Raw genomic sequence first — 25249 nt, 5'->3', positions numbered from 1 at the left:
TGAGGTGGGTGTCATGACTCGTCGGCGCGGCGCAGACCGCGGAACTGCGCGACGTTGAGCAGGAGCAGGGCGGCCAGCACGATGATCGACAGGGCTGCCGCGGTGCCCAGGTCCATGCGTTGGAAGGCCTCGCGGTAGATCAGCTGCACGACGGTGACGGTGCTGTTGTCCGGTCCGCCCTTGGTGAGGATGAAGAACTGGTCGAACGCGAGCAGCGATCCGGTGACGCTGAGCAGCAGGGAGAGGGCGAGCGACGGCCGCAGCAGCGGCATGGTGATGCCGCGGAAGATCTGGCCGCGGCTCGCGCCGTCCATCCGCGCCGCCTCGTACACCTCGTGGGGGATGCGCTGGAGGCCCACGAGGAGGATCAGCATGTAGAAGCCGGCGAACTTCCAGACGATGAGGAATACCGTCGACAGCAGGGCGGAGGTCGGCGAGCCGAGGAAGGACACCGGATCGTCGACGAGGCCGAGCTTTTCCAGGACGTCGCTCAGCGGTCCGGTGGTGGGGCTGTACAGGCCCCAGAACAGCAGGGAGGCGGAGGCCAGCCCCAGGGCGCTGGGCAGGAAGTAGACCGTGCGGAAGAAGCCCGCCCCGGGGCGGGACTCCTGCACCAACAGGGCGAGGAGGAGCGCCAGTCCGAGGAGGACGACCGTGACGATCACGGTGTAGAGGAGGGTGAAGCGGACCGCGGGCCAGAACAGGGTGCTGTCGGTGACCTCGGTGTAGTTCTCGGGCGCGTTGCCGCCCCGGTCTCCCGCGAGCAGCGGCCAGTCGTGGAGCGACATCTGCCCGACGAGCAGCAGGGGCAGCACGAAGAAGACGGCGACGAACACGGCCGTGGGGGCCGCGTAGCCGAGCCCCTGGACCTTCCGGGACCGCCACCACCGGGGTGCGGAGGGACGGGGCCGGCGGGCCGACCGGTCCCCGTGCTCGGCGGCCGTTCGGTCGGGCGCCTTCACCTGCATGGCTCTCCTCTGCCGGGTGACGTGGGAGGGGTGCTGCCGCGGGGCGCGGGGTGCGGGTTCACGGGCCCCGGAAGGCTGCGCGTGGCTCAGTCGGCCAGCGAGGCGTTGACCGCCTTGTTGTCCTTCTCCACGGACCCTCCGTCGCCGAAGACGGCATGGCGCATCAGGGACAGCCACGGTCCGTTGGGGTCGTTGAAGGTCTGGCCGAACTTCAGCGCGTACGGGGTGCGGCCGTCCGCCACCAGCCGGTTGATGGTCACCAGCCGCGGGTCCGCGTCGGAGTACTTGTTGGAGGCGAGGTCGGTGCGCGCCACCACGTCCTTGTGTGCGGCGACCACGTCGACCTGGGCCTTGTCGCCGAGCGACCAGGCGAGGAAGTTCCAGGCCTGGTCCGCCGACTTGCTGGTGGCGGAGATGCCGATGGCGTCACCGCCGACGAAGGTGGACTTGCCGCCGTCCGGTCCGGGGATGGGCGCGACCCCGAGGTCGAGGTTCTTCGGCATCAGCCCGAGGGTGGTCGACGGCATGGGCATCACGCCGACCTTCCCCTTGGGGAAGACCCCGGTCCAGGTGGTGCCGGTCTCCTCGCGCGCGCCGGGGGCCACGATGTCGTCCTTCACCCAGCCGCGGTAGGTCGTGTAGACCTTCTTCGCGGTGTCCGTGGCCAGCTGTGCCTCGGTCCCCTCCTTGTTCAGCACGTCCTCCCCGGCGGCCCAGATGGACGGCCACCAGGTGAACACGCCGCAGCCACCGCAGTTGCCGCCGAAGAAGGTGCCGTTGACGTCTCCGCCGAGCGCGTCCACGGCCCGCGCCTGCCGGTCCCATTCGCGCAGAGTGGTGGGCGGCTTGTCGGGGTCGAGCTCGGCCCGCCGGTAGAGCTCCTTGTTGTAGAAGAGCACCGACAGGTCGAGGGTGTGCGGTACGACGTACTTCTTGCCCTCGTACGTACCGGCCTTGATGTGCGACTGGGCCAGGTTCCTGGCGAAGGGCAGGGCGTCGATGCGCCCGGTGAGATCGGCGAAGAGCCCGCTGGAGGTGTAGTTCGGCACGAACACCACGTCCGAGGCGAACAGGTCGGGGAGGTCGCGGGCGCCGGCGGCCGCACCGACCTTGGCCTGGTAGTCGTCGGTGGGGATGACGGTGAGCTCGATCTTGTTCTTGTGGCTCGCGTTGTACGCCTTGACCAGGGCCTCGCTCTGCGGGCGGGTCGCCGCTCGCGTCCACATGGTCAGCTCGGTGCCGTCGTCGAGGCCCTTGACGCCCCCCGCTCCGCTTCCTCCGCCGCCCGAACCGCCGTCCGACCCGCAGGCCGTGACCATGCCCGCGGCGGCGAGCAGCGCGAGGGCACCGGTGGCGAGTCGGCGGATGCGTCCACGTGGTCCGGCCGTGCTCCCCATGACGATCTCCCTTGTGTGACGGCGGGCCGTGGGCAGGCCGAACCGGAGGGGACGATGGCTGTGGTGGCACTGAACTCTGCGACGGAAACGAACCGAAAAGGCTTTCCGAGAAAGTAGGACCGAGCTCATCGCTCGTCAATCCCCTTGTAGAGAATGGCCGTGGGAGAGTCATCGAAACCTCGGAAACACCGCGGGTACGCCGCGACCTGAACAACTCACGTACCGTTTTACGCGCGATGTGTCACCCTCGACGGCCCGGCACGCGACGCGAGACAGGAGTGCACCCCATGACCCAGGCCACCGGCCCCTCTCGTTCGCGTCCCGTCACCCTCAGCGATGTCGCCCGGCTGGCAGGCGTGTCCGTCGCCACCGCGTCCAAGGCCCTCAACGGCCGCAGCCAGGTGCGCGCGGAGACCAGGCAGCGGGTGATCGAAGCGGCCGAGCGGCTGTCGTTCCGGCCCAATCAGCTGGCCCGCGGCCTGCTCGCCGGGCGGACGGGCACCGTGGGCCTGCTCACCAGCGACCTGGAGGGCCGCTTCAGCATCCCGATCCTCATGGGCGCCGAGGACGCCTTCGGAGCCGGCGAGGTCGCGGTGTTCCTCTGTGACGCCCGCGGCGACGCGATCCGCGAGCAGCACCATGTCCGGGCGCTGCTCGGCCGCCGGGTCGACGGCCTCATCGTGGTGGGCAGCCGGACCGATCCCCGTCCGTCCCTGGGGCGCGAACTGCCGGTCCCCGTCGTCTACGCGTACGCCCCTTCGGAGGATCCGGAGGACCTGTCCATCGTTCCCGACAGCGTCGGCGCCGGACGGATCGCCGTCGAGCATCTGCTGGCCTGCGGGCGCACCCGGATCGCGCACATCACCGGCGATCCGGGGTACCTCGCGGCGCGGGAGCGGGCCGAGGGGGCCGGGACCGCGCTCGGCGACGCGGGTCTCGCGCTGGTCGGCGAGGTGCGGTTCGGGGTGTGGTCGGAGGGCTGGGGGCGGGCGGCCACCGCGATGCTGCTCGACCGGCACCCGGACGTGGACGCCGTGCTGTGCGGCAGCGACCAGATCGCCCGCGGCGTGATGGACGTACTGCGCGAGCGCGGCCACCGGGTGCCCGAGGACGTGGCCGTCATGGGCTTCGACAACTGGCAGGTCCTCACCTCCGCCTCCCGCCCGCCGCTGACCAGCGTCGACCTGAATCTGGAGCAGGTCGGGCGAGCGGCCGCGCGCGCCTTGTTCAGCGCGATCGCCGGGGCACGGCCTTCGGGCGTCGAGACCCTGCCCTGCCGCTTGGTGATCCGGGGATCCACGGCACCGCTGTCCTGAGGGCCGCGCCGCAGCGCGCTTTCTGTTGACAGTCCCGGGGTACGCGCTTACCTTGCGAAAACCTTTTAGGTCGGTTTCACAGACGACCCGGTACGGCTGATCCAACCCCGTCCGCCGGGGCTCCCGGGAGACCTCGTCGGAGAACGTCAGCGCCATCGTGAGCAAACGCCTGCTGTCCACCGCACAGGGAGCGCCCGATGAGAAGACGCAGCATGACGGCTCCGTACGGGGCCGCCACCATGGACCACACGCGGTACCACCACCACACCACGCCGGGCGCGCCGAGGCCGCCGCAGGCCTCGGCGCCCGGGCACACCACCGGCGTCCGGACCCGACGGGCCCTGCCATGAAGCGCCTCCTCGTCGTCCTGGCGCTCATCATCGCCAGTGTCTGTTCCGCGACCTCCCCGGCCGCCGCTGACCAGACCATCGGTTTCCCGACCTTCAGCGGACCCGCGATCCCGGCCCCGCCCGTCGCCTACACGCCGGGCGACATGATGCGGTCCATCTACGACGCGGAGAGTGCGGGGACCGACTTCTGGATGGACCGCCTGCTGGCCCGCACGGGCAACGATCCAGCCGGCTCCTGGCTGATGAGCCGCGGACGCACGGTCTTCATGAAGACCCACGACCCCGCGGTGCTCGGCTTCGGCGGCCACGTCGCCTACTGGGAGAGCATCAGCGACAAGAACGCCTACAGCATCGCGCTCTCCCCGGGCACCTTCACCGAACAGGTCTCCCAGCGCAGGCAGACGCCCAGCCACTGGAAGAGCGTGCACACCAGCGGCTCGATCACGGTCGACCAGACCAAGTTCATCACCGACAACAACGTCGCCGTGACCAACCTGTCGATCAAGAACAACGGCTCCAGCTCCACCACGCTGCAGTTACGGGCGACCTCCCCCTACGCCACCTCGGGCACCGGCAGCGAGCTGACCGGACAGGTGGGCGCCTACAACAACCTCACCACCATCCGCACGCGGCTCACCGGCGACGGCTTCGCCGCCACCAGCGGCGGTTTGAACCGGTCCGTGACGATCGCGGCCGGAGCCACCGTGACCGCCAAGGTGGTGATGGGCTTCGTCACCGACGAGATCCCCGAGTCCCTCACGGACTACAACGCCTACGCGGGCTACTCCAACGCCACCGCCTTCGCCACCCACGTCAAGGCCTACAACCTGTGGTGGGCGCAGAACGTGCCGTACATCGACGTGCCCGAACCCGCGATCAAGAAGAACATCTACTACCGCTGGTGGCTGATGCGCTTCAACAGCCTCGACGCCAACATCCCCGGGCAGACCTTCCAGTTCCCAAGCTCGACCGAAGGCGTCCTCGGCTACAACAACGCGATCGCGCTCACCCAGCCCATGCACATCGACGACCTCAAGTACCTGCGCAATCCGATGTACGCCTACGGGGACTGGCTCAACGTCGGCCAGGTCTCCAAGGGCGGCCGCTTCCTCGACAACCCGGGTGACCCGGAGAACTGGTCGAACAGCTACACCCAGTACATCGCCGAGGCGGCGTGGAAGAGCTACCAGATCCACGGCGGCCAGCCGGCCATCGCCGGCAACCTGGCCCACTACGCGGAAGGCGACGTCAAGGGCCAGCTCGCCTACTACGACCACGACAACAACAAGCTCATCGAGTACGACTGGGGCGCCCTGACGGGCAACGACGCCGACGCGGTCTCCTTCCACTGGAAGCCCGGCAACATGGACCGCGCCGAGTCCGCCTACCAGTACAGCGGCGCGCTGGCCGCCGCGCAGGCCTACGACGCGATCGGCAACATCGGCAAGGCCGGCGAGATGCGTACGCTGGCGAACCAGATCAAGGACGCCATCGTCAACGTGTTGTGGAACCCGAGCCGACAGCTGTTCGAGCACCGGCTGAAGTCGACCAACGAGTGGGTGCCCTGGAAGGAGATCAACAACTACTACCCGTTCTCGGTCGGAGCCGTCCCCAACACCACGACCTACAAGCAGGCCCTGCGCCTGTTCAACGACCCGGCCCAGTACCCGGTCTTCCCCTTCTACACGGCCAACCAGGTCGACAAGAAGGCGGCCGCCGACGCCGGGAACCCGGGCTCCAACAACTTCTCCACCATCAACTCCACCGTGCAGTTCCGGCTCTACTCCTCGGTGCTGCGCAACTACGCCAACTCCTGGATGACGCCGACCGACTACAAGAAGCTCCTCTACTGGAACACCTGGGCGCAGTACGTCGGCGGCAACACCCAGTGGCCCGACGCCAACGAGTTCTGGGCCGACTGGAACGGCAGCGGGATCCAGTACCGCTCCTGGATCCACCACAACATCCTGGGCAGCAGCAACTGGACCGTGATCGAGGACGTCGCCGGCCTGCGGCCACGCAACGACGCCAAGGTGGAGCTCTCCCCGATCAACATCGGCTGGGACCACTTCACGGTCAACAACCTCCGCTACCGCAACGCCGACCTGTCCGTCGTCTGGGACGACCCGGCCGACGGAGTGGTGCGCTACCCGGGTGTCCCGGAGGGCTACTCGATCTACATCAACGGTAACCGGGTCGCCACCGTCAACTCGCTGGTGCCGCTGACCTGGGACCCGGCCACCGGCAACGTGACGACGAGCGGCACGGTCACGTACCACACCGCCGTCCCCGGACTGCAGGCCCCCAACCAGGTCGTGCAGAACAGCCCCCGGCTCGTCGACATGTTCGCCAAGGCCGGTGTCGACCTGACCGCCGACCTCACCAACCTGGCCTCTGGGGCCACCGTGTCCGCCTCCCACACCGGGTCCGGCAGCAACGTCTCCGGGGCGGTCGACGGGTATCCCACCAACGAGCCGTTCTGGGGCGCCGGTGGCTCGCCCAACAGCCAGGACTGGTACGAGCTGAACTTCGGCACCGCCCGCACGCTCAACGAGGTGCGCCTGCACTTCAAGGACAGCCGCCCGGCCAGCGCCACCTACCGAGCCCCGTCCGCGTACACGATCCAGTACTACAACGGCAGTTCCTGGGTGGACGCACCCGGCCAGACCAAGAGTCCGGCCGCTCCACAGGCCAACTACAACGTGGTGCGGTTCACGATGATCAGCGCCCAACGCATCCGGGTCCTGGCCACCAACGCCTCAGGAGCCAAGACCGGACTCACCGAGGTGAAGGTCTACAACCGAACCGGCGGTTCAGGAGCCCGCCCACCGATGAAGGATGTGCACCAGTGACTCGAGCCAGATGTCTGTCCGCGCTCACCGCCGTGCTCACCATGGTGGTCGCCTTCCTGGTGGCGCCGTCCGCGTCCGGCGCCGGGGCCGCCGCTGCCGCCGCGTTCACGTCGACGGGGGTGAACCAGAACGGCGGCAACTGCCTGGACGTCCCCGGCTCCTCGTCGACCAGCGGGACCCAGCTCCGGGCCAACGCGTGCAACTCCGGCGGGAGCCAGTCCTTCGGCTTCACCCCGGTCGCCGGGACGGCCGACACCTACACGATCAGTACGCCCGCCTCCGGCCAGTGCGTCGACGTCTACGGCGCGTCCACACAGGACGACGCCACGATCATCCAGTGGACCTGCCACGGTGAGACGAACCAGCAGTGGCGGCTCGTCCCCGTGACGGTCGCCGGAGCCGACAAGACCTTCAACCTCGTCTCCGTCGCCTCCGGCAAGTGCGTCACGCCGAGCGGCGGCTCGACGGCCTCCGACACCGGCCTGGTGCAGCTGCCGTGCGGTACCGCGAACGGCAGGGTGTGGCGGCTGCCGGGCTTCGCCGGTGGCGGTACGAGCGCGGGCACCTTCACCAACCCGCTCTCCCAGCACGGCCCCGACCCGTGGCTCACCTACCACGACGGGTACTACTACCTCGCCACCACGACCTGGAACTCGACGATCACCATGCGCAAGGCCAAGACCCTGGCGGGCCTTGCCACCGCCACCGACCAGGTGATCTTCAACCTCACCCGGCCCAACGGAGCCGGCACCATGTGGGCCCCGGAGTTCCACCTGCTCGACGGCCCGAACGGAAAGCGGTGGTACTTCTACTACACGGCCGGGCGTGAACCGTACGACCTGGGCACCCAGCGGATCCACGTGCTCGAGAGCGCCGGTACGGACCCGATGGGGCCCTACACCTTCAAGGCCGATCTGCTCGACCCGACCCAGGACAACACCTGGGAGCTGGACCCGAGCATCCTGCAGCTGAACGGCAAGCTCTACCTCCTCGGCACGTACTACAACGGCTCGCAGCCCATGTTCATCCGGCCGCTGTCGAACCCGTGGACCGCCAGCGGCACCCGCCGACTGCTGTCCACCCCCACCTACAGCTGGGAGACGGTGGGCGGCGCGGTCAACGAGGGCGCCGAGGTTCTGCAGCGCAACGGCAAGACCTTCATCATCTACTCCGCCAGCCACTGCTCCACCCCCGACTACAAGCTGGGGATGCTCACCTACAACGGCGGCGACCCGCTCAGCTCCTCCTCCTGGGTCAAGTCATCGAACCCGGTGTTCCAGCGGTCCAACGCCAACGGCGTGTACGGCCCGGGCCACAACGGCTTCTTCAAGTCGCCCGACGGAACGGAGGACTGGATGGTCTACCACGCCAACAACTCCGCCGGCGGTGGCTGTGACATGAACCGCAGCACCAGAGCGCAGAAGTTCACCTGGAATGCGGACGGCACGCCGAACCTCGGCACCCCCGTGGCACTCGGTGTCCCGCTGACCTCACCATCGGGAGAATAGCCGGACGGTGTGCGCCCGGGCCCCGACAGGGACCGTCCGGGCGGGGCGCCGGACGCCCGCCGTTCGCCCTGACGCACCCTGTTCGCCTGACGTCCACGCCACCGCGCGGTCGAGCGAGTCCAGCAACCAGGCGTGCGCCTCGCCGACGGTGATGTCCTCGCCCGTGATGTCGCCGACGAGCTCCCAGTAGCGGCGCAGGCCCGGGCTTCGATCGACCGCCGCGGTGCGCAGCAGGGCGCGCCGGAACGCCGGGCTGTCAAGAGTGCCTTGCGTTGTCGCGTGCGCCTCGACGAACCGGTCGAGCAACGGCCCGGGGCCCGGCTGCTCGCCCGCCCGCACGAGCGGGCGGGCGAGCTCGCATGCTTCGCCGATGCCCCCGTCCAGCAAGGCGTTCTGGTAGGCGACGAACTCCTCACCGGTACGTGTGCGTGCCCAGAGCCGATGCCGGAGCCGGTGGTCGTCGACGATCGCGACCAGCATGGCGTAGGCGACCACCTGCTCGGGAGTGGGCTCGTTCGGTGGCTCGGGGACGCTGACGGAGATGAACATGCTGGCGCCGTCCTCGGGCAATGAGGGCAGCGCGAGACGGCTCCAGAACACCTCCAGCATGTGCTGTGCCGCCCGGCCGTCGGCGACCGCGGCCAGCAGGTCCAGCCTCGCGGCCCGCTCGGCCGGCGCTGCTTGCTCCACCGCCCGGAGCGAGGCGCGGCGCCAGGCCAGCGCTGCCAGCTCGACGTCGATCTTCGCGCGTTCCTGTGCGGCGGCCTCGGCGACGGATCGCCGGCCGCTGAGCACGGCGTCGATCGCCGTCAGTCCGAGCCCGAGAGCGCGTAGCCGGCGCAGCAGCGTCAGCCGTTCGACCGCGTCTGTGGGGAAGCGACGGTGCCCACCGGTGCTGCGGACCGACTCGACGAAGCCCTCGTCGCAGTAGAAGCGGATCGTGCGTACGGGCACGCCGGTCCGCTGTGAGAGCTCGCCGATGGACAAGGTGTGCTCGCGCACTTGAACCTCCACCCGGGTGGAGTTCCTACCCTACGCCGCATGACACAGCCTCATATCGACCGGCTGGCCTCGGGCCTGCTGGTACAAACCGCGGCGTTCGCGGATGCCGTGGCCGGCGCTGACTGGGACGCCTTCGTGCCGACCTGCCCGGAGTGGCGGCTTCGGGTCCTCGTCGGACACCTCGGGCAGGCACGGCGCTGGGCGGCGGGGATCGTTCGCAGCGGCTCGGCCGACGGCATCCCCGATCCGCGTGAAGCGGTGCCTCCGCGGGACTGGCGGGCATGGCTGCTCGCGGGGGCTTCGGAGCTTGTCGAGGCGGTGCTGGCGGTCGGTCCCGGCACGCCGGTATGGACGTTCGCCGGGCCGGGACCGGCGTCGTTCTGGCTGCGGCAATCGACGCACGACACGTCGGTGCACGCCGTCGATGCCGCGTTGCTGGCCGGTGTGGCGTACGCCCTCGAACCCGACCTGGCGGCCGACGCGGTGACCCAGTGTCTGGAGCTGCTGTCTTCGCCGGTAGCCGCGACGTTGAAACCCGCGGTGGCTTCGTTGTGGGGCGCGGGCTCGATCGGGCTGAGACCCACTGAAGAGTCGGTCGAGGGGTGGGTGATCACGCGCACGCCGACGGGGGTGTCGTGGCGGCGGGGTCCGGGCGCGACGGACGTCACCGTGACGGGTGCGGTGGAAGACCTGCTGTTGGTGCTGATGCGACGCCTGCCGCCACAGCGCGTGGCGATCGATGGGAACGGGCAGCTGTTCGACCACTGGCTGGCCCACTCCGCGCTGTAGGCCTGCTCACTGCTCAGCCGAGGACGAGCGGGAGTTTCGCGGCCGACTCGCCCAGTTCGGCCTTCTCCACGTCGGTCGGGGCACGTCGTCCAGTGCCGACCAGCAGCGCGTCCTTGTCGGACCACGACGCGGGGAACGCCGTCCCGGCGATCTCTTCCAGCATCTCGCGTGACCGGGCGAGGCTTTCGGCGGGCGGTTCCGCCGCATCCGGGAGATGCGCGATCAGGTCGAGGTGGTGCAGGGACCACTCCAGGACGTACGCGGAGAGGTAGTCGCCCACGGTGAGCACCTCGTCGCGGGTGCTGACCCTGAGGTCCGGGTCGGCGAGTTCCGCCGCGCGCCCGGCGGCGGAGCCGACGTCGTCGAGGTGGAACTTCAGCAGCCACGGCTCCTCGTACGCGGCGGCCAGCCGGACGGTCAGCGCGTCGAGCGGGTCGTCACCGGTCGGTGGCGTGTCGGCCACGTCCCAGTAGGTCACCGCGTTGCGGGTCGGTTCCGTTTCGGCGGGCGTCACGAGGGTGATCAGGACGTCCTGAGCGTCGATGATCAAGTGGCACACCAGGTCCCGCACGAGCCAGCCGGTACAGCCGGACGGCTGTGAGAGGTCCTCGTCGGGGAGTTCGGCGACCGCCGTGCGTAACGCGGTCCAAGAGCTTGAGAAGAGATCCACGGCCGCAAGCTACCAGTGCAGCGGAAGGGCGGCGAGGCAGGTGTTGAGCTGACCGGAGATGATCCGGTGGTCGTGGGCCGAGGGGTGCCAGTCGCAGCCGAGGCGATCCATGCCTGGATCGTCGTAGTACCAGGCGCGGACCCGGGCGTCGCCCCGCCGGTTGCGTTCCTGGACGATCCGTAAGGCGGTCTCGGCGAACGTGGTGGTGTTGGCGAGGTAGGTGGCCCCGACCACGATGAACGTCTTGGGGCCGTACCGGGCGCGCAGTTTGTCGAGGAAGCCGTGGTAGGCGGTCTCGTAGGCGGCGGTCAGAGCGTCCTGGGTGGTCCAGCGCTCGCCCGGGTTGAGGGGGGTCGAGAAGTCGTTGATGCCCAGGCCGACCACGACGACCCGCGGGCGCCAGGTGTCCGGTTTCCGCCAGACGTCGCCGTCGACGTTCAGCAGGGCCCGGTCGTAGTACGTGCGAAAGTCGGCTTCGGGGCTGCTGCCGTTGTAGTTGCGGACCATGCCGAGGCCCGAGTAGGCGTTGATCTGGTAGTCGGCGTCGAGGTTTCGGGCGGTCAGGGCGCCGAAGGCCAGATCGGCGTTGCTGTTCCGGTTGACTCCGCCGTTGCTCGAACAGTCGCGGGTGCCGGAGACATTGCCGTAGCCGGCGGTGAACGAGTCACCGATGAACTCGATCTGCCTGGTCCGGGCCCGGGGTCTGGCGAGGACCGCGCCCCCGGGAGCGGCGAGGAATCCGCCGAACCGGCCCGCGGCCCAGGGACTTTCGGTGCGTTTGACGAGGCGTACGCTGTGCTCGGTGTCGGGGAGGTCGCCGATCCAGGAGGTGGTTCGGCCCGGGGTCACCAGTGTGGCGGCGGTCGTTCCGTCGATCTGGACGTCGTAGTCGTTGTCGGAGTCGTCGAGGACGATGCCGACACCGGTGCCGCGGAACCGGCCCTCGAAGTAGACGCCGGGCCAGGTGTACCGCACCGACCCGTCGGCGGTGTTCTTGACCCGGCCCACCGTGTGGAACCGGGCCCGAGCGCCGGCTGCCTGCGAGGGGGACGCGGCAGCGGTGACGACGCCCGCGGCGGCGGCCGTGACCAACGTCCTTCGGGTGAAACGACGGGGCGTCCGCATGTGGCCATCCTTTGACGGTGGGGCACAGCACATGGTGGTGGGACACAGCACACGACCGCACCACTGTATGCGTGGGCCGGGGAATGCGACAGGCCCTTCGCCGCGGATCCCCGTCGGGCACCCGCTCGCCGACGACTAAGAGGGTTCACGCCACACCGTGCGGACGGTCCGCGGCGGGGCGTTGCTCGGGCCCCGGGTCCCCGGGCGGCATGTTGTACGGCGTGACCACCTGGATCGCCGAGGGCAGGGAGGGCCCGCCGCCCGGGAGCGCCTGGTGGGCCCGCATGATGGTCTGGCAGGCGCGGCGCATGTCCTGCCGCAGGTCGTGATGGAGGACCGCGGACAGGCGGCGCTCGCGCAGCAGCCGGGTGTTGTCGTGGTCCAGGTCGTGGGCGATGAACACGGCGCACTCCCGGCCGAGGGCGTCGAAGGCGTCGAGGGTCGCGAGGTTGCCGCCGCCCATGGAGTAGACCGCGACGATGTCCTCGTCGCGTTTGAGCGCCGCGAGGGCGAGTTCGCGCTGGGTGGCGTCCAGGCCGTCGCTGTCGGTGACCTCCACCAGGGACCGCGTGGGCTGTGTGAGGCGCATGACGCTGCGGAAGCCCATCTCGCGCTCTTCTTCACCGCGGAAGGAGCCTCGGCTGATGGAGGTGAGCACGTTGCCGGGGCGGTCGCCGAGCCACTGCCCGATCAGGTGGGCGGCGGTGGCCCCGGCCGCGCGGTTGTCGATGCCGACGTACGCCGTGCGTGCGCTGTGGGGCAGGTCGGTCACCAGGGTGACGACGGGAATGCCGGCCGCGACCAGCCGGCCGACGGCGGCGCCGATCTCTCAGGGACGTCCGGGGCCTTGAGAATCACGCCCTGTGACCCCCGCTTGGTGATCTTGTCCAAGGTCCCGATCAGCTCGGCGGAGGGGCAGGTCTCGCGGAAGTGGAAGCGCGAGCGGACGGCGGCGGGGTGCAGGGAGGGCAGTTCCGCTTCGAGCGCGTCACGTACGGCGCTGGAGAACCGCTCCGGCGCCTGCATGACGATGTCGATCACGAAGGTCGGCAGCCAGGGCGCGGAGGGCGACGCCGCTCGCCGAGCGCCCTTCGCGCTCCCGAGAGTCCCCCGCAGGGCCTGCTGTCTACGCGGCGAGTTCCTTGGTGATGCGGTCCAGCATGAACGCCGAGGACTCGCGCGCCCGTTCCTCCCAGGCGAAGACGCATGCGGTGGCGACGCCGTCGAAGTTCAGCTCGCGCAGGGTGCCGAAGAAGGCGTCCCAGTCGACTTCGCCCTGGCCGATGTCGAGGTGCTGGTGGATGCGGGCCGGGGTGCCGGGCGGGTTGAGGATGTAGCGCAGGCCCGACGATCCCTTGTGGTTGAAGGAGTCGGCGATGTGGACGTGCTGCAGCTTGTCGCCGGCGTAGCGCATCATCGCCGCGATGTCCGCCGTGGGGTCGGCGCCGGACAGGTGGAAGGAGTGCGGAGCGCAGTAGAGGTAGTTCACCCAGGGCTTGTTGATCGCGCGGACGAGGTCGACCGCGGGAGTGTTCTCCTCGCAGAAGTCGTCCGGATGCGCCTCCAGGTTCAGGGCGATGCCCTCCCGCTCGAACAGCGGGAGCAGCTCGTCCAGCGAGCGCCAGAAGGCGGCCTCGCTCTCCGCGGCTCGCTCCGGGCGGCCGTTGAACTCAGAGTTCATCAGCGGGCATGCGAGGTCCGCGGTGATCTCGATCATGCGCTTCCAGTAGCGGACGGCGGCCTGCCGCTCGGTCTCGTCGGGTGAGGACCACTTGTACAGGGGGAGTACGGAGGACAGCCGCACGCCGTGCGAGCGCAGGGACTTCTTCAGCGCGGCGATGCGCTCGTCGTCCGCCCGCGGGTGCAGGAAGAACGGCATGAAGTCGTCACGCGGCGACAACTCGATGTGTTCGTACCCGAGTTCGGCCACCGTGCGCACCATGTCGTCGATCGGCAGGGCGCGGAACATGTACGGGTCGAGGGCGATCTTCATGCGGTGCCTCCGTAGAAGGCCGGGCGGGGCTTCATGTCGACGGTGACGACCTGACTGTCGGACCCCAGTGAGCGGACGGCGGCGTCGGTGATGACGGTGGCGGCGTAGCCGTCCCACGCGGAGGGACCGGTGGGTTCGACGCCGGCCGCGATACCGTTGATCCACTCACGGAACTCGGTGTCGAAGGCGTCCGCGAACCGGGCCTTCCAGTCCTGCGAGACCGCGGTGCCGTGCTGTCCGGCGGTGCGTACCCCGACGGCGGCCGGGTCGGGCAGCCGGACGACGCCCTTCTCGCCGACGGTCTCGCACTGGATGTCGTAGCCGTACTGGCAGTTGACGAAGACCTCCAGTTCGATGCGGACGCCGTTCACCGTCTCGAAGTACATGAGCTGGGGGTCCTTGAGGTGCTCGAACCGCCGGCTCGTGGCGCGCGGTGTGATCACCTGGGCGGAGACGATCTCGTCGTCGAGCAGCCAGCGCAGGACGTCGATCTCGTGCACTGCCGTGTCCTGGGCGGCCATCACCGAGGTGTAGGCGTCCGGCACGGTCGGGTTGCGGTGGGCGCAGTGCACGATCAGCGGCGTGCCGAGGGTGCCGGCGGCGATGACCTCCTTCACCTGGCGGTATCCGGCGTCGAAGCGGCGCATGAATCCGACCTGGACGAGGCGGCGGCCGTGGGCGCGTTCGGCGTCGACGATGCGCAGACAGTCCTCGGCGGTGGTGGCGAGGGGTTTCTCGCAGAACACGGGCTTGCCGGCAGCGATCGCGTTCAGCACGTGTTCGGCGTGGGTGGGGCCCCAGGAGGTGACGAGGACGGCGTCCACTACGGGAGAGGCGATCAGCTCGGCGCCGGTGGCCGGCGCCACCGCGCCCACCCGGACCGCGACCTCGGCGGCACGGGCCTGGTCGAGGTCCGTCACGGCGGTGACGGTCGCTCCGGTGACGACTTCGGTGAGGCGCCTTATGTGGTCCTGGCCGATCATTCCGGCGCCGATGACACCTACACGTACGGTCATGGTCGTTTCCTTAGAGGACAGAGGGTCAGGACAAGCGCGCCCGGAGTTCGGCTTCGAGGGTTTCGAGGGTGTGGCCCTTGGTCTCGGGAACGTAGAGCTTGACGAAGGTGAAGGAGAGGATCCCCGCCACCACGAAGAGGAAGAACGTGTTGGAGACCCCGATGCCGGAGACCAGGGACGGGAAGACCAGACCGATCAGGAAGTTGGTCAGCCACAGCACCACGGCCGCCACGCCCATGCCGAAGCCGCGCATCCGCATCGGGAAGATCTCCGAGAGCATCAGCCAGGTCACCGGCGAGATCGCGCCCTGCTGGAAGGCGAGGAAGGTGACGGTCATCGCGAGCACGGCGTACGCCCTCCCGTCCCCGGCGGGCAGCGCCAGGGAGAAGACGCCGATGAGCAGCAAGGCGACCGTCGTGCCGATCTGACCGGTCATCAGCATGGGGCGGCGGTTGACCCGGCCCAGCAGCCAGATGCCGACGAAGGTGGCGAGCACCGAGATCACCCCGTTGGCGATGTTCGCGGTCAGCGCGCTGTCGGAGGCGAAGCCGGCGTCGGTGAGGATCTCGGTGCCGTAGTACATGATCGTGTTGACGCCGGTGATCTGCTGCACGATGGCGATGCCGAAGCCGACGAACATCAGCTTGCGCACCCACGGTACCGACTTCATGTCCTTCCAGCCGCCGAGCTTCTCCTGCTCGTCCTTGACGGCGAGCGCGGACACCTCGGCGAGCTCCGTCTCGGCCCGCGCTTGCGAGCGCACCTGCTTGAGGACGTCGAGGGCGTCATTGAAGCGGCTCTGGGAAGCCAGCCAGCGGGGGCTCTCCGGCATGACCAGCATGCCGAACCAGAGGACGACGGCGGGGACGGTGGCGATCACCAGCATCCAGCGCCAGACACCGCCGCTCTCGCCGCCGATGTTCGCGATGATCGCGTTGGAGGTGAAGGCCAGCAACTGGCCACTGACGATCATGAGTTCATTGCGGGTGACCAGTGCGCCGCGCCGTTCCGCGGGGGAGACCTCGGCGAGATAGACGGGTACGGTCACCGACGCGCCGCCGACGGCGAGGCCGAGCACGAACCGCGCCACGATCATCACCGCGGTGGTCGGTGCGAGGGTGGCGCCGAGCGCGCCGACGAAGAACAGCACGGCGAGGGTGAGGATCGTACGGCGTCGGCCACGCGTGTCCGACAGCCGCCCGCCGGCGATGGCGCCGAGCGCGGCGCCGAGCAGGAGAGAGCTGGTGACCATGCCCTCGGTGACCGGGGTGAGGCCCAGGTCGTCGGTCATGTAGGGCAGGGCGCCGTTGATGACGCCGGTGTCGTAGCCGAAGAGGAGTCCGCCGAAGGTGGCGATGATGGTGATGATCCGCAGCCGCCGGGAGACCACGTCAGGCGCGTCGTCCGTGACGGTGGCGGGGGTGGGGACCGGTGTCACGTCGTTCCTGACATCCATGGCCGCCTCCTACCGGTGGTAATTCGGGCGTCGGATTCTGGTGAGGCCGCAGCCGGCCAGGTGCTCACGGGTGCGTACGGCGATGGGCAGCGGTACGTCGGGAGCGCACGGGTACAGGTCCTGCTCGGCGATGACGAACAACTCCGCGTCCAGCTCCGAGAGTTCGGCGACCACCTCGGCGGGGTTCGGCACCCCGGCCGGCGGCGAGACGCACACCCCGCGCTTGACGGCCTCGCCGAAGGGCAAATCCTCGGCGGCGACCTGGGCGAGGATCTCGGGACCCATCTGCTTGATGTGGACGTAGCCGACACGCTCGCCGAACCGGCGGATCAGGTCGAGGTTGTCCCCGCCGCCGTACGCGACGTGCCCGGTGTCCAGGCACAGATTCGTGTACCGGCTGTCCGACTCGTTGAGCAGCCGCTCGATCTCCGGCTGGGTCTGGATGTGGCTGTCGGCGTGCGGGTGGATGACGAGGCGGATGTCGTACTCGTCGAGGAGCAGCTTGCCCAGCCGGTCGGCGGCGCGGCCGAAGCCGGCCCACTGCTCGGCGGTCAGCTGGGGGGACTCGGCGAACGCACCGGTCTTCTCGTCCCGGTACATGGGCGGGATCAGGACCAGGTGGTGGGCGCCCGTCGCGGCCGTCAGCGTGGCGACCTGGCGGACGTGGGAGAGCATGTCGTCCCACGCCTCGGGGCGGTGCAGCGCGCCGAAGGCCGTGCCCCCGGAGACCTTGAGCCCACGGGCGTCGAGTTCCTGCTTCAGGCGCTCCGGGGCGGTGGGCAGGTAGCCATAGGGGCCGAGCTCCAGCCATGTGTAGCCGGCCCGCGCGAGTTCGTCGAGGAAGCGGGTGTACGACACCTGCTGCTCGTCCTCGGGGAACCAGATGCCCCAGGAGTCGGGGGCGGAGCCGAGACACAGATTGCCTGCGGTGATGCGGAGTGGGGATGGCGCCGTTGCCATGACGTCTCCTTCGTTCCGGAGATCCGGGAGAGAGGTCAGAAGAGAGGTTGCTGTCGCGCTCTACTAGCGCGCTCTAGTGCGAGTACGATGACCCCTGTCCAAATGTCATGTCAATAGCTTGTTGCCGAGGATTTCGCGGCTGTTCCAGGGTGGGCTCCGTCGAAGGGTGGGATCACAGGTGGATGCGGCGGGCAGGCAGCGGCCCACGATGGCCGATGTTGCCGACAAGGCGGGAGTGTCCCGCGCGCTGGTGTCGATCGTGTTCCGCAACCAGCCGGGAGCGAGCCAGGAGACCCGCGAGCGGGTGCTGCGGGTCGCCGACGAGATCGGCTACCGCCCTGACAGCGCGGCCCGGCTCCTGGCCCGTGGCCGCAGTCGCACACTCGGCGTCATGTTCACCGTGCACCAGATCTTCCACACCGACCTCATCGAGGGGATCTACCCCGAGGCCGAGCGCCTCGGCTACGAGGTCCTGCTCTCCGCGGCGGCCGAGGGGCGAAGCGAGGCCAAGGCGATCGAGGCGTTGCTCGGCCACCGCTGCGAGGCGCTGATCCTGCTCGGTTCCGACGTGGTCCCCGCCTACCTCGATGAACTCCGGCAGCGCGCCGTCACCGTGTCGGTCGGCCGCCGAGTGCCGCGCGCCGGCGTGGACTTCGTGCACAGCGCCGAGGGCAAGGGGGTCCGGCAGGCCATGGACTACCTGGTCGAGCTCGGTCACCGCGCGATCGTGCACATCGACGGCGGCCGGGGGCCCGGCTCGGCCGAGCGGCGGCGCTCGTACCGGGCCGCGATGCGCCGGCACGGGCTGGAGTCGGAGATCCGGGTGATTCCCGGTGAGCACACCGAGCAGTCCGGCATCGAGACCGGCCGTCTGCTCCTGGCGGAGCGCGACCGGGGCCTATCCCTTCCGACTGCGGTCCTCGCGGGCAACGACCGTTGCGCCATAGGCTTGTTGATGGCCCTGGCGCACGGCGGAGTCGAGGTCCCGCGGGACATGTCGGTCGTCGGCTACGACGACAGCCACCTCTCCCATCTCATGTCGATCGGCCTGACCACCGTTCGCCAGGACGCGGTGCTGATGGCCGAACACGCGGTGCGGTTCGCCGTAGAACGGCTGGAGAACCCGGAACTGGAGCCGCGGGAGGCGGTGTTGGAACCGAAGCTCGTGGTGCGCGGGACCAGTGGGCCGCCGCGGGGAGCGGCCTGAACGCTCCCGGCGAAGGCCGCCCCCCATCGCGTTCGACCTGGTGCCCGGCTCGGACCTGAGCCCCGACGACCCCCGCTACCTGGCCGGTACGACGGTCCCGAGGGACACACAGGACACCGACCTGGCGCCCGCCACGCTCAACCATGTCAGCGCCTCCATCGACACCGAGCGCGGCACGGTGTCGCGCGCCCCGGGATGTCGCCTACGTCCGCGACGACACCTCCGGAGGAGCCCGCTACAAGGTTTACCGGGCCGGGCCGGTGCGTACCGCCGCAACGCCCGATGACCTGTTCGCACTCATGCGGGGCGCTTGGCGGTCAGGACCACATAGCCGAGATGCAGCGCAGCGGTGATCCGGACCCACTCCGCCATGAGCGTCTCGAACCGCTCGGTGTCGACGCCGAACGCCGCCGCGAAGGCGGCGGGGTTGGCGGCGGCGGCCCGGCCCAAGGCCTCCGTGGACGGGCGGATGATCTCATCTCCGAGGTCGGCCATCTCCTCCAGGCGCAGGCCCGCGCCGAGGATCAGCCGGGGGTACTCCGCCAACTCGATATGGGCCGGGACCGCGAACATCGAGTGGCCGCGCTCGACAGCGTCGCGGTCCAGCGTCGTGACCGGCTCCCGCTGTACGACGTCCATGACGGCGAGCCGTCCGCCGGGCCGGAGCACGCGTGAGATCTCCCCCAGCACCTGCGCCGGGCTGGGCATGTGGAACATGCACTCCAGGGCCCATACGGCATCGAACGAGGCGTCGGGGAACGGCAGCGTCATGGCGTCGGCGCAGACAAAACGTACCCGGTCGGCGACGTCCTCCCGCTCGGCGAGCGCCGTCGCCCGCTCGACCTGCACGGGGCTGACGGTGACGCCGACGACCTCGGCCCGCGCGCTCAGTGCCAGCCGCACGGCCGGCTTACCGGAGCCGCAGCCGACGTCCAGGACCCGGCGGCCGGCGACGTCGCCGAGCTTGCCGATGAGGTGGTCGGTCAGTCGGTCGGCGGCGGCCCCAAGAGGGCTCCCGTCGTGCGGGTGCGGCCAGTAGCCGAAGTGGAGGTTCCCGTCCGCCGCCTCGCCGAACACGTCGGTGAGGCGGTCGTAGTAGTCCGCCACGTGGTCGGGGGTAATGTTCTGCGACGCGGTGGTCATGGTTCGGCCCCCTTCGGCCAAGGCATCCGTGCGCACGGCCACTGCGACCGTGACACGAGCACGCTAGGGAGTCCTGAGCGGCCGGAGACCCCCCTAGCCACTCCAGTTGTTCGGCTCCCGCTCCACCCCTCGGCATCCCGTTGCCGTTCTGGCTGTCGCACGGTGACGCGGTCTCGGGTGGTTAGGGGATTCCTGCGCGTCCGCAGTGCCTCCTACGCTCGCTTTGCTCGGGCTCCGCGCCGCTGCCAGTTCAATTCCCGGGACCATGCACCGCGAAGTGAGGAGCCTGATGAGCGCACCGCAGTTCGACGGCGCGAGCGGCGAGCCGATCGCCGTCGTGGGGTACTCCGCCCGGCTGCCCCAAGTGGCCGACCCTGTGCAGGTCCGCCGCCTGCTGGGGGACGGCGACGGCACCGCGGGCGAGCGGAAGGCCGGAGCGCGGGCGACCGTCCCCATTCCGCCGACGCCCTTCGACAACGAGTTCTTCGGCATTTCGTCCCGGGAGGCGGCCGCCCTGGACCCGCGACAGCGGCTCGCCCTTGAACTGGGCTGGGAGGCCCTCGAAGACGCCGGGGTCGTCCCCGCCCGGATCGCGGCCGCCGAGACCGGCGTCTTCGTTACCGCGGCCGTGAGGGAGGGTGGCGCAGCGGGCGACGTCATGGCGGGCCGTCAGCCCCCGGGCACGGTGGCGGATCCGCGGACCGTCGCCGGCCGGATCTCCTGGTTCCTCGGCGCGACCGGCCCCAGCCTCACGTTCGCCGACGCGGGGGCCTGCTCGCTGGTCGCGGTGCACGCCGCCGGTGAGAGCCTGCGCCGGGCGGAGGTGACGCTCGCTCTGGCCGGCGGGGTGTACGCCGGACCGGACGGCTCACCGGCGTACGGGAACGTCGCGGACACGGCGGTGGGGTCCGTCCCCGGCGAGGGCGGCTGCCTGTGCGTCCTCAAGACGCTCTCCCGGGCGCTCCGGGACGGGGACCGGATCCACGCCCTGATCCTCGGCAGTACGACCCACACCGTCCCCGACAACTCGCCGACCACCGGGCCGGATCCTGTCGGTCCGGGCGAGGTGCTGCGCCGTACGCATCGGCGGGCCCGAGTCGAACCCGGGCGGGTCTCCTCCTGTCGGCTCGTATGCGCCGGGGCCCTCGCCGACGACGCGCGGGTGGCCGTACGCGAGGCGTACCGCGCGGTCGGGCACCCCGGAACGCCGCTGGCCGACGACGACGGCTCGGCCGACGCAGCGATCGGCCATCTCGGCGGCGCGACGGGCGCACTGGGACTGCTGCGGGCCGTTCTGGCGACCGAACGCCGACGATCTTGGTCGGGCCCCGCCACCGGCGGGCCGGGCGCTCGGCCGTGGCCGCCGACTGACGAGCCGCCGGTGATGGGCGTCTTCTCGTACGGCACGGGCGGCACCTACTGCTATGTGCTGCTCGGCGAAGCCCCCACGGCCGCCCCGGACGCCCCGGCGGCCGGCGGCACCGACCGGGCTGTCCCCTGGGTGGTCTCGGGCCGCACCCCCGCCGCCCTGCGCGCGCAGGCGCGGAGGCTCCTCGCCCACGTCACCGAACGCCCTGGTCTGTCTCCCGCGGATGTCGGGTACACCTTGGCAACCGCCCGATCGGAGTTCGCGCACCGGGCGGTGGTGGTCGGCGCCGACCGGGAGGGGCTGCTGCGGGGGCTGGCGGACCTGGCCGACCGGCGGCGGAGCCCGGGTCTGTTCCTCGGCACGGCGGCCCCGGAGCGTCGGCCGGTGCTGGTGTTCCCCGGCCAGGGGCCGCAGTGGAGCGGCATGGCGCGCGAGTTGCTGGCCTCGTCCGCGGTCTTCCGCGAGACGATGGATACCTGTGCGGAGGCGTTCTCGCCCTTCCTCGACTGGTCGCTGCCGGCTCTGCTGGAGGAGGAGCCGGGCACGCCGTCATGGGAGCGGCCGGACGTCGTACAGCCCGCCCTGTTCTCGGTGATGATCGGTCTGGCCGAGCTGTGGCGCTCGTACGGCGTCACACCCGCGGCCGTCGTCGGACACAGCCTCGGGGAGATCGCGGCCGGCTGTGTCGCCGGTGGGCTGTCGCTGGAGGACGGGGCCCGGGTGGTGGCGTTGTGGAGCCGGGCACAGGCGACGTTGTCGGGGCGCGGTGAGATGGTCTCGGTGCTGCTGTCCGAGCGGGAACTGCGTGCACGGCTGCGCCGATGGGGTCGGGCGCTGGCCGTCGCCGCGGTCAACGGCCCCCACTCGACGGTGGTGTCCGGCGCCACCAAGGCCGTGCGCGAGCTCGAGGACGAGCTCTTCGCGGCCGGAGTGCGCACCCGCCGGATCCCCGTCGGCCTGGCCATGCACTGCGCACAGACGGAGGAACTGCTGGAGGACCTGCGGCGGGCGCTGGCGCCGATCAGGCCCCGACCGTCGGACATCCCCTTCTACTCCACCGTCACCGGAGACCGGCTGGACACCGGGGAACTGGGAGCCGGGTACTGGTGCCGGAACATGCGCCGGACCGTCCAGCTCGAACGGGCGGTGCGCGCGACGCTGCGGGACGGGCTGCGGCTCTTCATCGAGCTGAGTCCGCACCCCGTCTTGACCCTCGGGCTTGAGGAGACCGTCGAGGACAGCGAGCCGGGCGTGGCGGAGGACGCCGCCGTGACGGGCACCCTGCGCCGTGGCCATGGAGGCATGGACGAGTTCCTGACCTCCTTGGCCCAGGCATACGTGCGCGGCGCCCGGGTGGATTGGACACCGGCGTTCGACACTGCGGGCGTCCGCCGAGTGGACCTGCCGACGTACGCGTTCCAGCGACGGGGCCCCGGCGCGGGCCAGGTCGGGGCCGAGGACCCTGGATACGGCACTTCCGACCGGCCGAGCCTGTCCCCACCCTCACCGGAGGTCCGCCACGACCCGCTGGATCTGGTGCGCGCACACGCGGCCGTCGTGCTGGGCCTGCGAGGGGCCCGGAAGGTCGACCCGGAGCAGGCACTGACCGACCTCGGCATCGACTCCGCCGCCGCGGTCGAGTTGCGCAACCGGCTCATCGCCGCCACGGGCCTTCGACTGCCCGCCACCGTGGTCCTGGACCACCCCACGCCGTCCGCGTTGGCGACATATCTGCGGATGCGACTGGCCGAGGAGCGGACCACGGGAGCGGACGCGCCCGCGGATCACGGGGCCGCCGCCGGTCCGGGGAGCAGCGCGCAGGATGGCGAGGCCCCGATGACCATCGAGTCGATGTTCCTGCGGGCCTGTGGTTCCGGGCTGGCGCACGAGGGCCTTGAACTGGTGAAAGCCGCCTCGCGGCTGCGCCCGGTCTTCACCGTGGACGACGGCACACAGCATCCGCCGCGGGTCAGCCGGCTGGCACATGGCGACACCGCACCGATGCTCTTCTGCCTGCCCACCTTCGCCGGTCCGCCCGACCCGCGGCACTACGCCGGTTTCGCCGCGGCCTTCCAGGGCCTGCGGGACGTGTGGCATGTGCCGGTGCCCGGGTTCGTCCGCGGAGAGCGGCTCCCCGCCACCGTGGACGCCGTGATCTCACTGCTGTGCGCATCGGTGGGGTCGTGTGTGGACGACACCCCCTTCGCGCTGGTGGGACAGTGCGCGGGCGGCTGGTTCGCACACGCCGTGGCGAGCCGTCTGGAGAAGGCCGGGGTCTTCCCGGCCGGGGTGGTGCTCATGGACTGCTACCTGCCCGAAGAGTCGGCCGCGGTGCTCGCGGCAGCGATGGACAACGGGCTGTTCGAGCGGGTGCAGTCCATGGTGCGCGTGGACGGCGCGATGGTCACCGCGATCGGTGGCTACCTCCGTACCTTCGCGGACTGGGCGCCGACGCCCGTGGCGGCCCCCACCCTCTTCCTCCGGGCGCGGGATCCGTTCCCGGACAAGGACGGAAAGCCGCTGGAGGGCTTTACCGCACGGCCCTACTGGACACTCCCGCACACCGCCGCGGACGTGCCCGGCAACCACCTCAACATGCTGGCCGACCACGCCGGCACGACCGCCGACCACGTCCACCGCTGGCTCCTGGACACGGTGGCGCGGACGGCCCCCGAAACCTGAATCAGCGACAGCGCCGGGCGGCGGCACCGGCCGGAAGGGGCACCACCCATGGCAAACATCAGCCAGGCCCGCGCGGGCGGGCACCAGCCCGCCGGGGACCCCTCGGCCACGGTGTACTCCGTGGCGCCGGCGCCCGGCGCGCTTCCGCTGCTGGGCCATGCCGTCCAGATGCTCTTCAGGCCGCTGGATTTCCTCGCCTCCCTCCCGACCCACGGTGATCTGGTGCGGATCAAACTAGGGCCCTGGCCGGTCCATGTCGCCTGTCACCCGGAACTGGTCCACCACGTGCTGGCCTCGGACCGGTGCTTCGACAAGGGCGGGCCGATGTTCGACAGCCTGCGGAAACTGGTGGGCGACGGACTGGCCTCCTGCCCGCACGCCCGCCACCGCCGTCAGCGCAGGCTCATGCAGTCGGCCTTCCACTCCGATCGGCTGCCCGGCTACGCCCGGGCGATGTCGGAGCAGATCGACGAGGCGACCCGGTCCTGGCACGAGGGCCAGGTGATGGACGTCCAGGAGGAGATGGCGACGCTCGCCACCCGGATCCTGGCCAAGACCATGTTCACCGCGGACTTCTGCGGCCCCGCGGTCTCCGCGGTGGTGCCCTACGCGGAGATGATCACGAAGCGGCTGACCGCCCGGCTGTTGGTCGAAGAACTGCTGCCAGGCCTTCGCACCCCGGGCAGGCGGCGCTTCGACCGGATGACCGAAGCCCTGCGCACGGCGGTGTACGACATGGCGGAGCGGTACCGCGCCGACGGGGCCGACCGCGGCGACCTGCTGTCGACGCTGCTGGCCGCGCGTGACGACGACGGCGACGCGCTCTCGGACGCCGAAGTGTTCGCTGAGGTGATCACGATGATCCTGGCCGGCACCGGGACCGTTTCCCACACGCTGAGCTGGGCCTTCCGCATGCTGGGCCGGCACCCCGAGATCGAGCGGCGGCTGCATGCCGAGGTGGACGAGGTGCTCGGCGGCCGGTCCGCCACGTGGGACGACCTGCCCGACCTCAAGCTGGCCGGGAGGGTCTTCAAGGAGGCACTGCGGCACTTCCCCTCCGACTGGCTGGTCACCCGGGCCACCGCGGAGGACACCGAGCTCGGCGGTCGCGCCCTGCCGGCCGGGAGCGTCGTCGCCTACTCCGGACACATCGTCCACCGGCGCGCCGACCTGTATCCGCAGCCGGACCGGTTCCATCCGGACCGGTGGCTCGACGAGCGGCACAAGCCGCCGCGGGGTGCGTTCGTCGTCTTCGGCGGCGGGGGCCGCAAGTGCATCGGTGACAGGTTCGGCACTGCGGAGGGCGTTCTCGCGCTGTCCACGATCGCGGCGCGCTGGCGCCTGGTGCCGGACCGCCCCCGCCAGGCCCGCGCCACGGCGCTGCCCACGAGGTCGGCGCGCACCCAGGCGATGCGGCTGACAGCGCGGCGGTGATCGGGCGCAGGC

The 25249-nt window shown here is 70.3% G+C and carries 18 protein-coding genes and 1 pseudogene; 8 read left to right on the top strand and 11 right to left on the bottom strand.

From position 1 onward, the window contains the following. Window positions 1–11: 11 nt before the first annotated feature. Both PV419_RS04070 and PV419_RS04065 read right to left on the bottom strand, forming a co-directional pair. Window positions 12–968: a sugar ABC transporter permease gene (locus PV419_RS04070; RefSeq protein WP_319686272.1), complete on the bottom strand. Its 957-nt coding sequence runs from the start codon at window positions 966–968 to the stop codon at window positions 12–14. Window positions 969–1054: 86 nt separating this feature from the next. Further along, on the bottom strand, window positions 1055–2365 hold the full coding sequence (locus PV419_RS04065) for a sugar ABC transporter substrate-binding protein (protein ID WP_319686271.1): 1311 nt from the start codon (window positions 2363–2365) through the stop codon (window positions 1055–1057). 287 nt (window positions 2366–2652) lie between these two features. Here PV419_RS04065 and PV419_RS04060 point away from each other — a divergent pair, with 287 nt between their 5' ends. The 4 genes from PV419_RS04060 to PV419_RS04045 all read left to right on the top strand — a co-directional run bounded on the left by PV419_RS04060 (window position 2653) and on the right by PV419_RS04045 (window position 8391). Continuing rightward, complete coding sequence (locus PV419_RS04060) at window positions 2653–3681, top strand: LacI family DNA-binding transcriptional regulator (protein ID WP_319686270.1); 1029 nt, start codon at window positions 2653–2655, stop codon at window positions 3679–3681. Between the two features lie 197 nt (window positions 3682–3878). Continuing rightward, window positions 3879–4031: a hypothetical protein gene (locus PV419_RS04055; protein ID WP_319686269.1), complete on the top strand. Its 153-nt coding sequence runs from the start codon at window positions 3879–3881 to the stop codon at window positions 4029–4031. Further along, complete coding sequence (locus tag PV419_RS04050; RefSeq protein ID WP_319686268.1) at window positions 4028–6883, top strand: discoidin domain-containing protein; 2856 nt, start codon at window positions 4028–4030, stop codon at window positions 6881–6883. The genes PV419_RS04055 and PV419_RS04050 overlap by 4 nt, the downstream gene beginning before the upstream one ends. Then, complete coding sequence (locus PV419_RS04045) at window positions 6880–8391, top strand: family 43 glycosylhydrolase (protein ID WP_319686267.1); 1512 nt, start codon at window positions 6880–6882, stop codon at window positions 8389–8391. Before PV419_RS04050 ends, PV419_RS04045 begins: the two co-directional genes overlap by 4 nt. Here the strand turns inward: PV419_RS04045 and PV419_RS04040 are convergent. Further along, on the bottom strand, window positions 8374–9393 hold the full coding sequence (locus tag PV419_RS04040) for a MerR family transcriptional regulator (protein ID WP_319686266.1): 1020 nt from the start codon (window positions 9391–9393) through the stop codon (window positions 8374–8376). The two genes, PV419_RS04045 and PV419_RS04040, sit on opposite strands and share 18 nt — an antisense overlap. A 39-nt stretch (window positions 9394–9432) precedes the next feature. On the opposite strand from PV419_RS04040, the gene PV419_RS04035 reads away from it, so the two are divergent. After that, complete coding sequence (locus PV419_RS04035; protein ID WP_319686265.1) at window positions 9433–10182, top strand: maleylpyruvate isomerase family mycothiol-dependent enzyme; 750 nt, start codon at window positions 9433–9435, stop codon at window positions 10180–10182. A gap of 13 nt (window positions 10183–10195) precedes the next feature. On the opposite strand, the gene PV419_RS04030 is transcribed toward PV419_RS04035, so the two are convergent. From PV419_RS04030 to PV419_RS04000, 7 genes and pseudogenes are all read right to left on the bottom strand, one after another. Beyond that, on the bottom strand, window positions 10196–10852 hold the full coding sequence (locus tag PV419_RS04030; protein WP_319686264.1) for a maleylpyruvate isomerase N-terminal domain-containing protein: 657 nt from the start codon (window positions 10850–10852) through the stop codon (window positions 10196–10198). Between the two features lie 9 nt (window positions 10853–10861). After that, window positions 10862–11977 carry an SGNH/GDSL hydrolase family protein gene (locus PV419_RS04025; protein WP_319686263.1) on the bottom strand — a complete coding sequence of 372 codons (1116 nt, stop codon included), beginning with the start codon at window positions 11975–11977 and terminating at the stop codon, window positions 10862–10864. Window positions 11978–12122: 145 nt separating this feature from the next. After that, a pseudogene (locus tag PV419_RS04020) lies at window positions 12123–13024 on the bottom strand (substrate-binding domain-containing protein); the annotation flags it as partial. Window positions 13025–13103: 79 nt separating this feature from the next. Further along, window positions 13104–13970, bottom strand: a complete 867-nt coding sequence (locus tag PV419_RS04015; protein ID WP_319686262.1) for a sugar phosphate isomerase/epimerase — start codon at window positions 13968–13970, stop codon at window positions 13104–13106. After that, entirely contained in the window at window positions 13967–14986 is a 1020-nt protein-coding gene (locus PV419_RS04010) for a Gfo/Idh/MocA family oxidoreductase (protein WP_319686261.1), read from the bottom strand. Before PV419_RS04010 ends, PV419_RS04015 begins: the two co-directional genes overlap by 4 nt. A gap of 25 nt (window positions 14987–15011) precedes the next feature. After that, window positions 15012–16442: a sugar porter family MFS transporter gene (locus tag PV419_RS04005; RefSeq protein WP_319686260.1), complete on the bottom strand. Its 1431-nt coding sequence runs from the start codon at window positions 16440–16442 to the stop codon at window positions 15012–15014. 9 nt (window positions 16443–16451) lie between these two features. Next, entirely contained in the window at window positions 16452–17402 is a 951-nt protein-coding gene (locus PV419_RS04000; protein WP_319686259.1) for a TIM barrel protein, read from the bottom strand. Between the two features lie 208 nt (window positions 17403–17610). Between PV419_RS04000 and PV419_RS03995 the strand changes: the two genes are divergently transcribed. Further along, window positions 17611–18609 carry a LacI family DNA-binding transcriptional regulator gene (locus tag PV419_RS03995; RefSeq protein ID WP_319686258.1) on the top strand — a complete coding sequence of 333 codons (999 nt, stop codon included), beginning with the start codon at window positions 17611–17613 and terminating at the stop codon, window positions 18607–18609. Window positions 18610–18906: 297 nt separating this feature from the next. Here PV419_RS03995 and PV419_RS03990 read toward each other — a convergent pair whose 3' ends face one another. Continuing rightward, entirely contained in the window at window positions 18907–19752 is an 846-nt protein-coding gene (locus PV419_RS03990; RefSeq protein ID WP_319686257.1) for an SAM-dependent methyltransferase, read from the bottom strand. A gap of 289 nt (window positions 19753–20041) precedes the next feature. On the opposite strand from PV419_RS03990, the gene PV419_RS03985 reads away from it, so the two are divergent. Both PV419_RS03985 and PV419_RS03980 read left to right on the top strand, forming a co-directional pair. Further along, window positions 20042–23803: a type I polyketide synthase gene (locus PV419_RS03985; RefSeq protein WP_319686256.1), complete on the top strand. Its 3762-nt coding sequence runs from the start codon at window positions 20042–20044 to the stop codon at window positions 23801–23803. Between the two features lie 48 nt (window positions 23804–23851). Beyond that, the gene (locus tag PV419_RS03980; RefSeq protein WP_319686255.1) at window positions 23852–25237 is read left to right on the top strand and encodes a cytochrome P450; all 1386 of its coding nucleotides are present in this window, start codon (window positions 23852–23854) and stop codon (window positions 25235–25237) included. Window positions 25238–25249 lie beyond the last annotated feature (12 nt).

The organism is Streptomyces sp. ME19-01-6, from assembly GCF_033793745.1.
GTDB lineage: Bacteria > Actinomycetota > Actinomycetes > Streptomycetales > Streptomycetaceae > Streptomyces.
The sequence above is the reverse complement of the archived record's forward strand: the minus strand, read 5'-3'. Positions and strand labels throughout refer to the sequence as shown.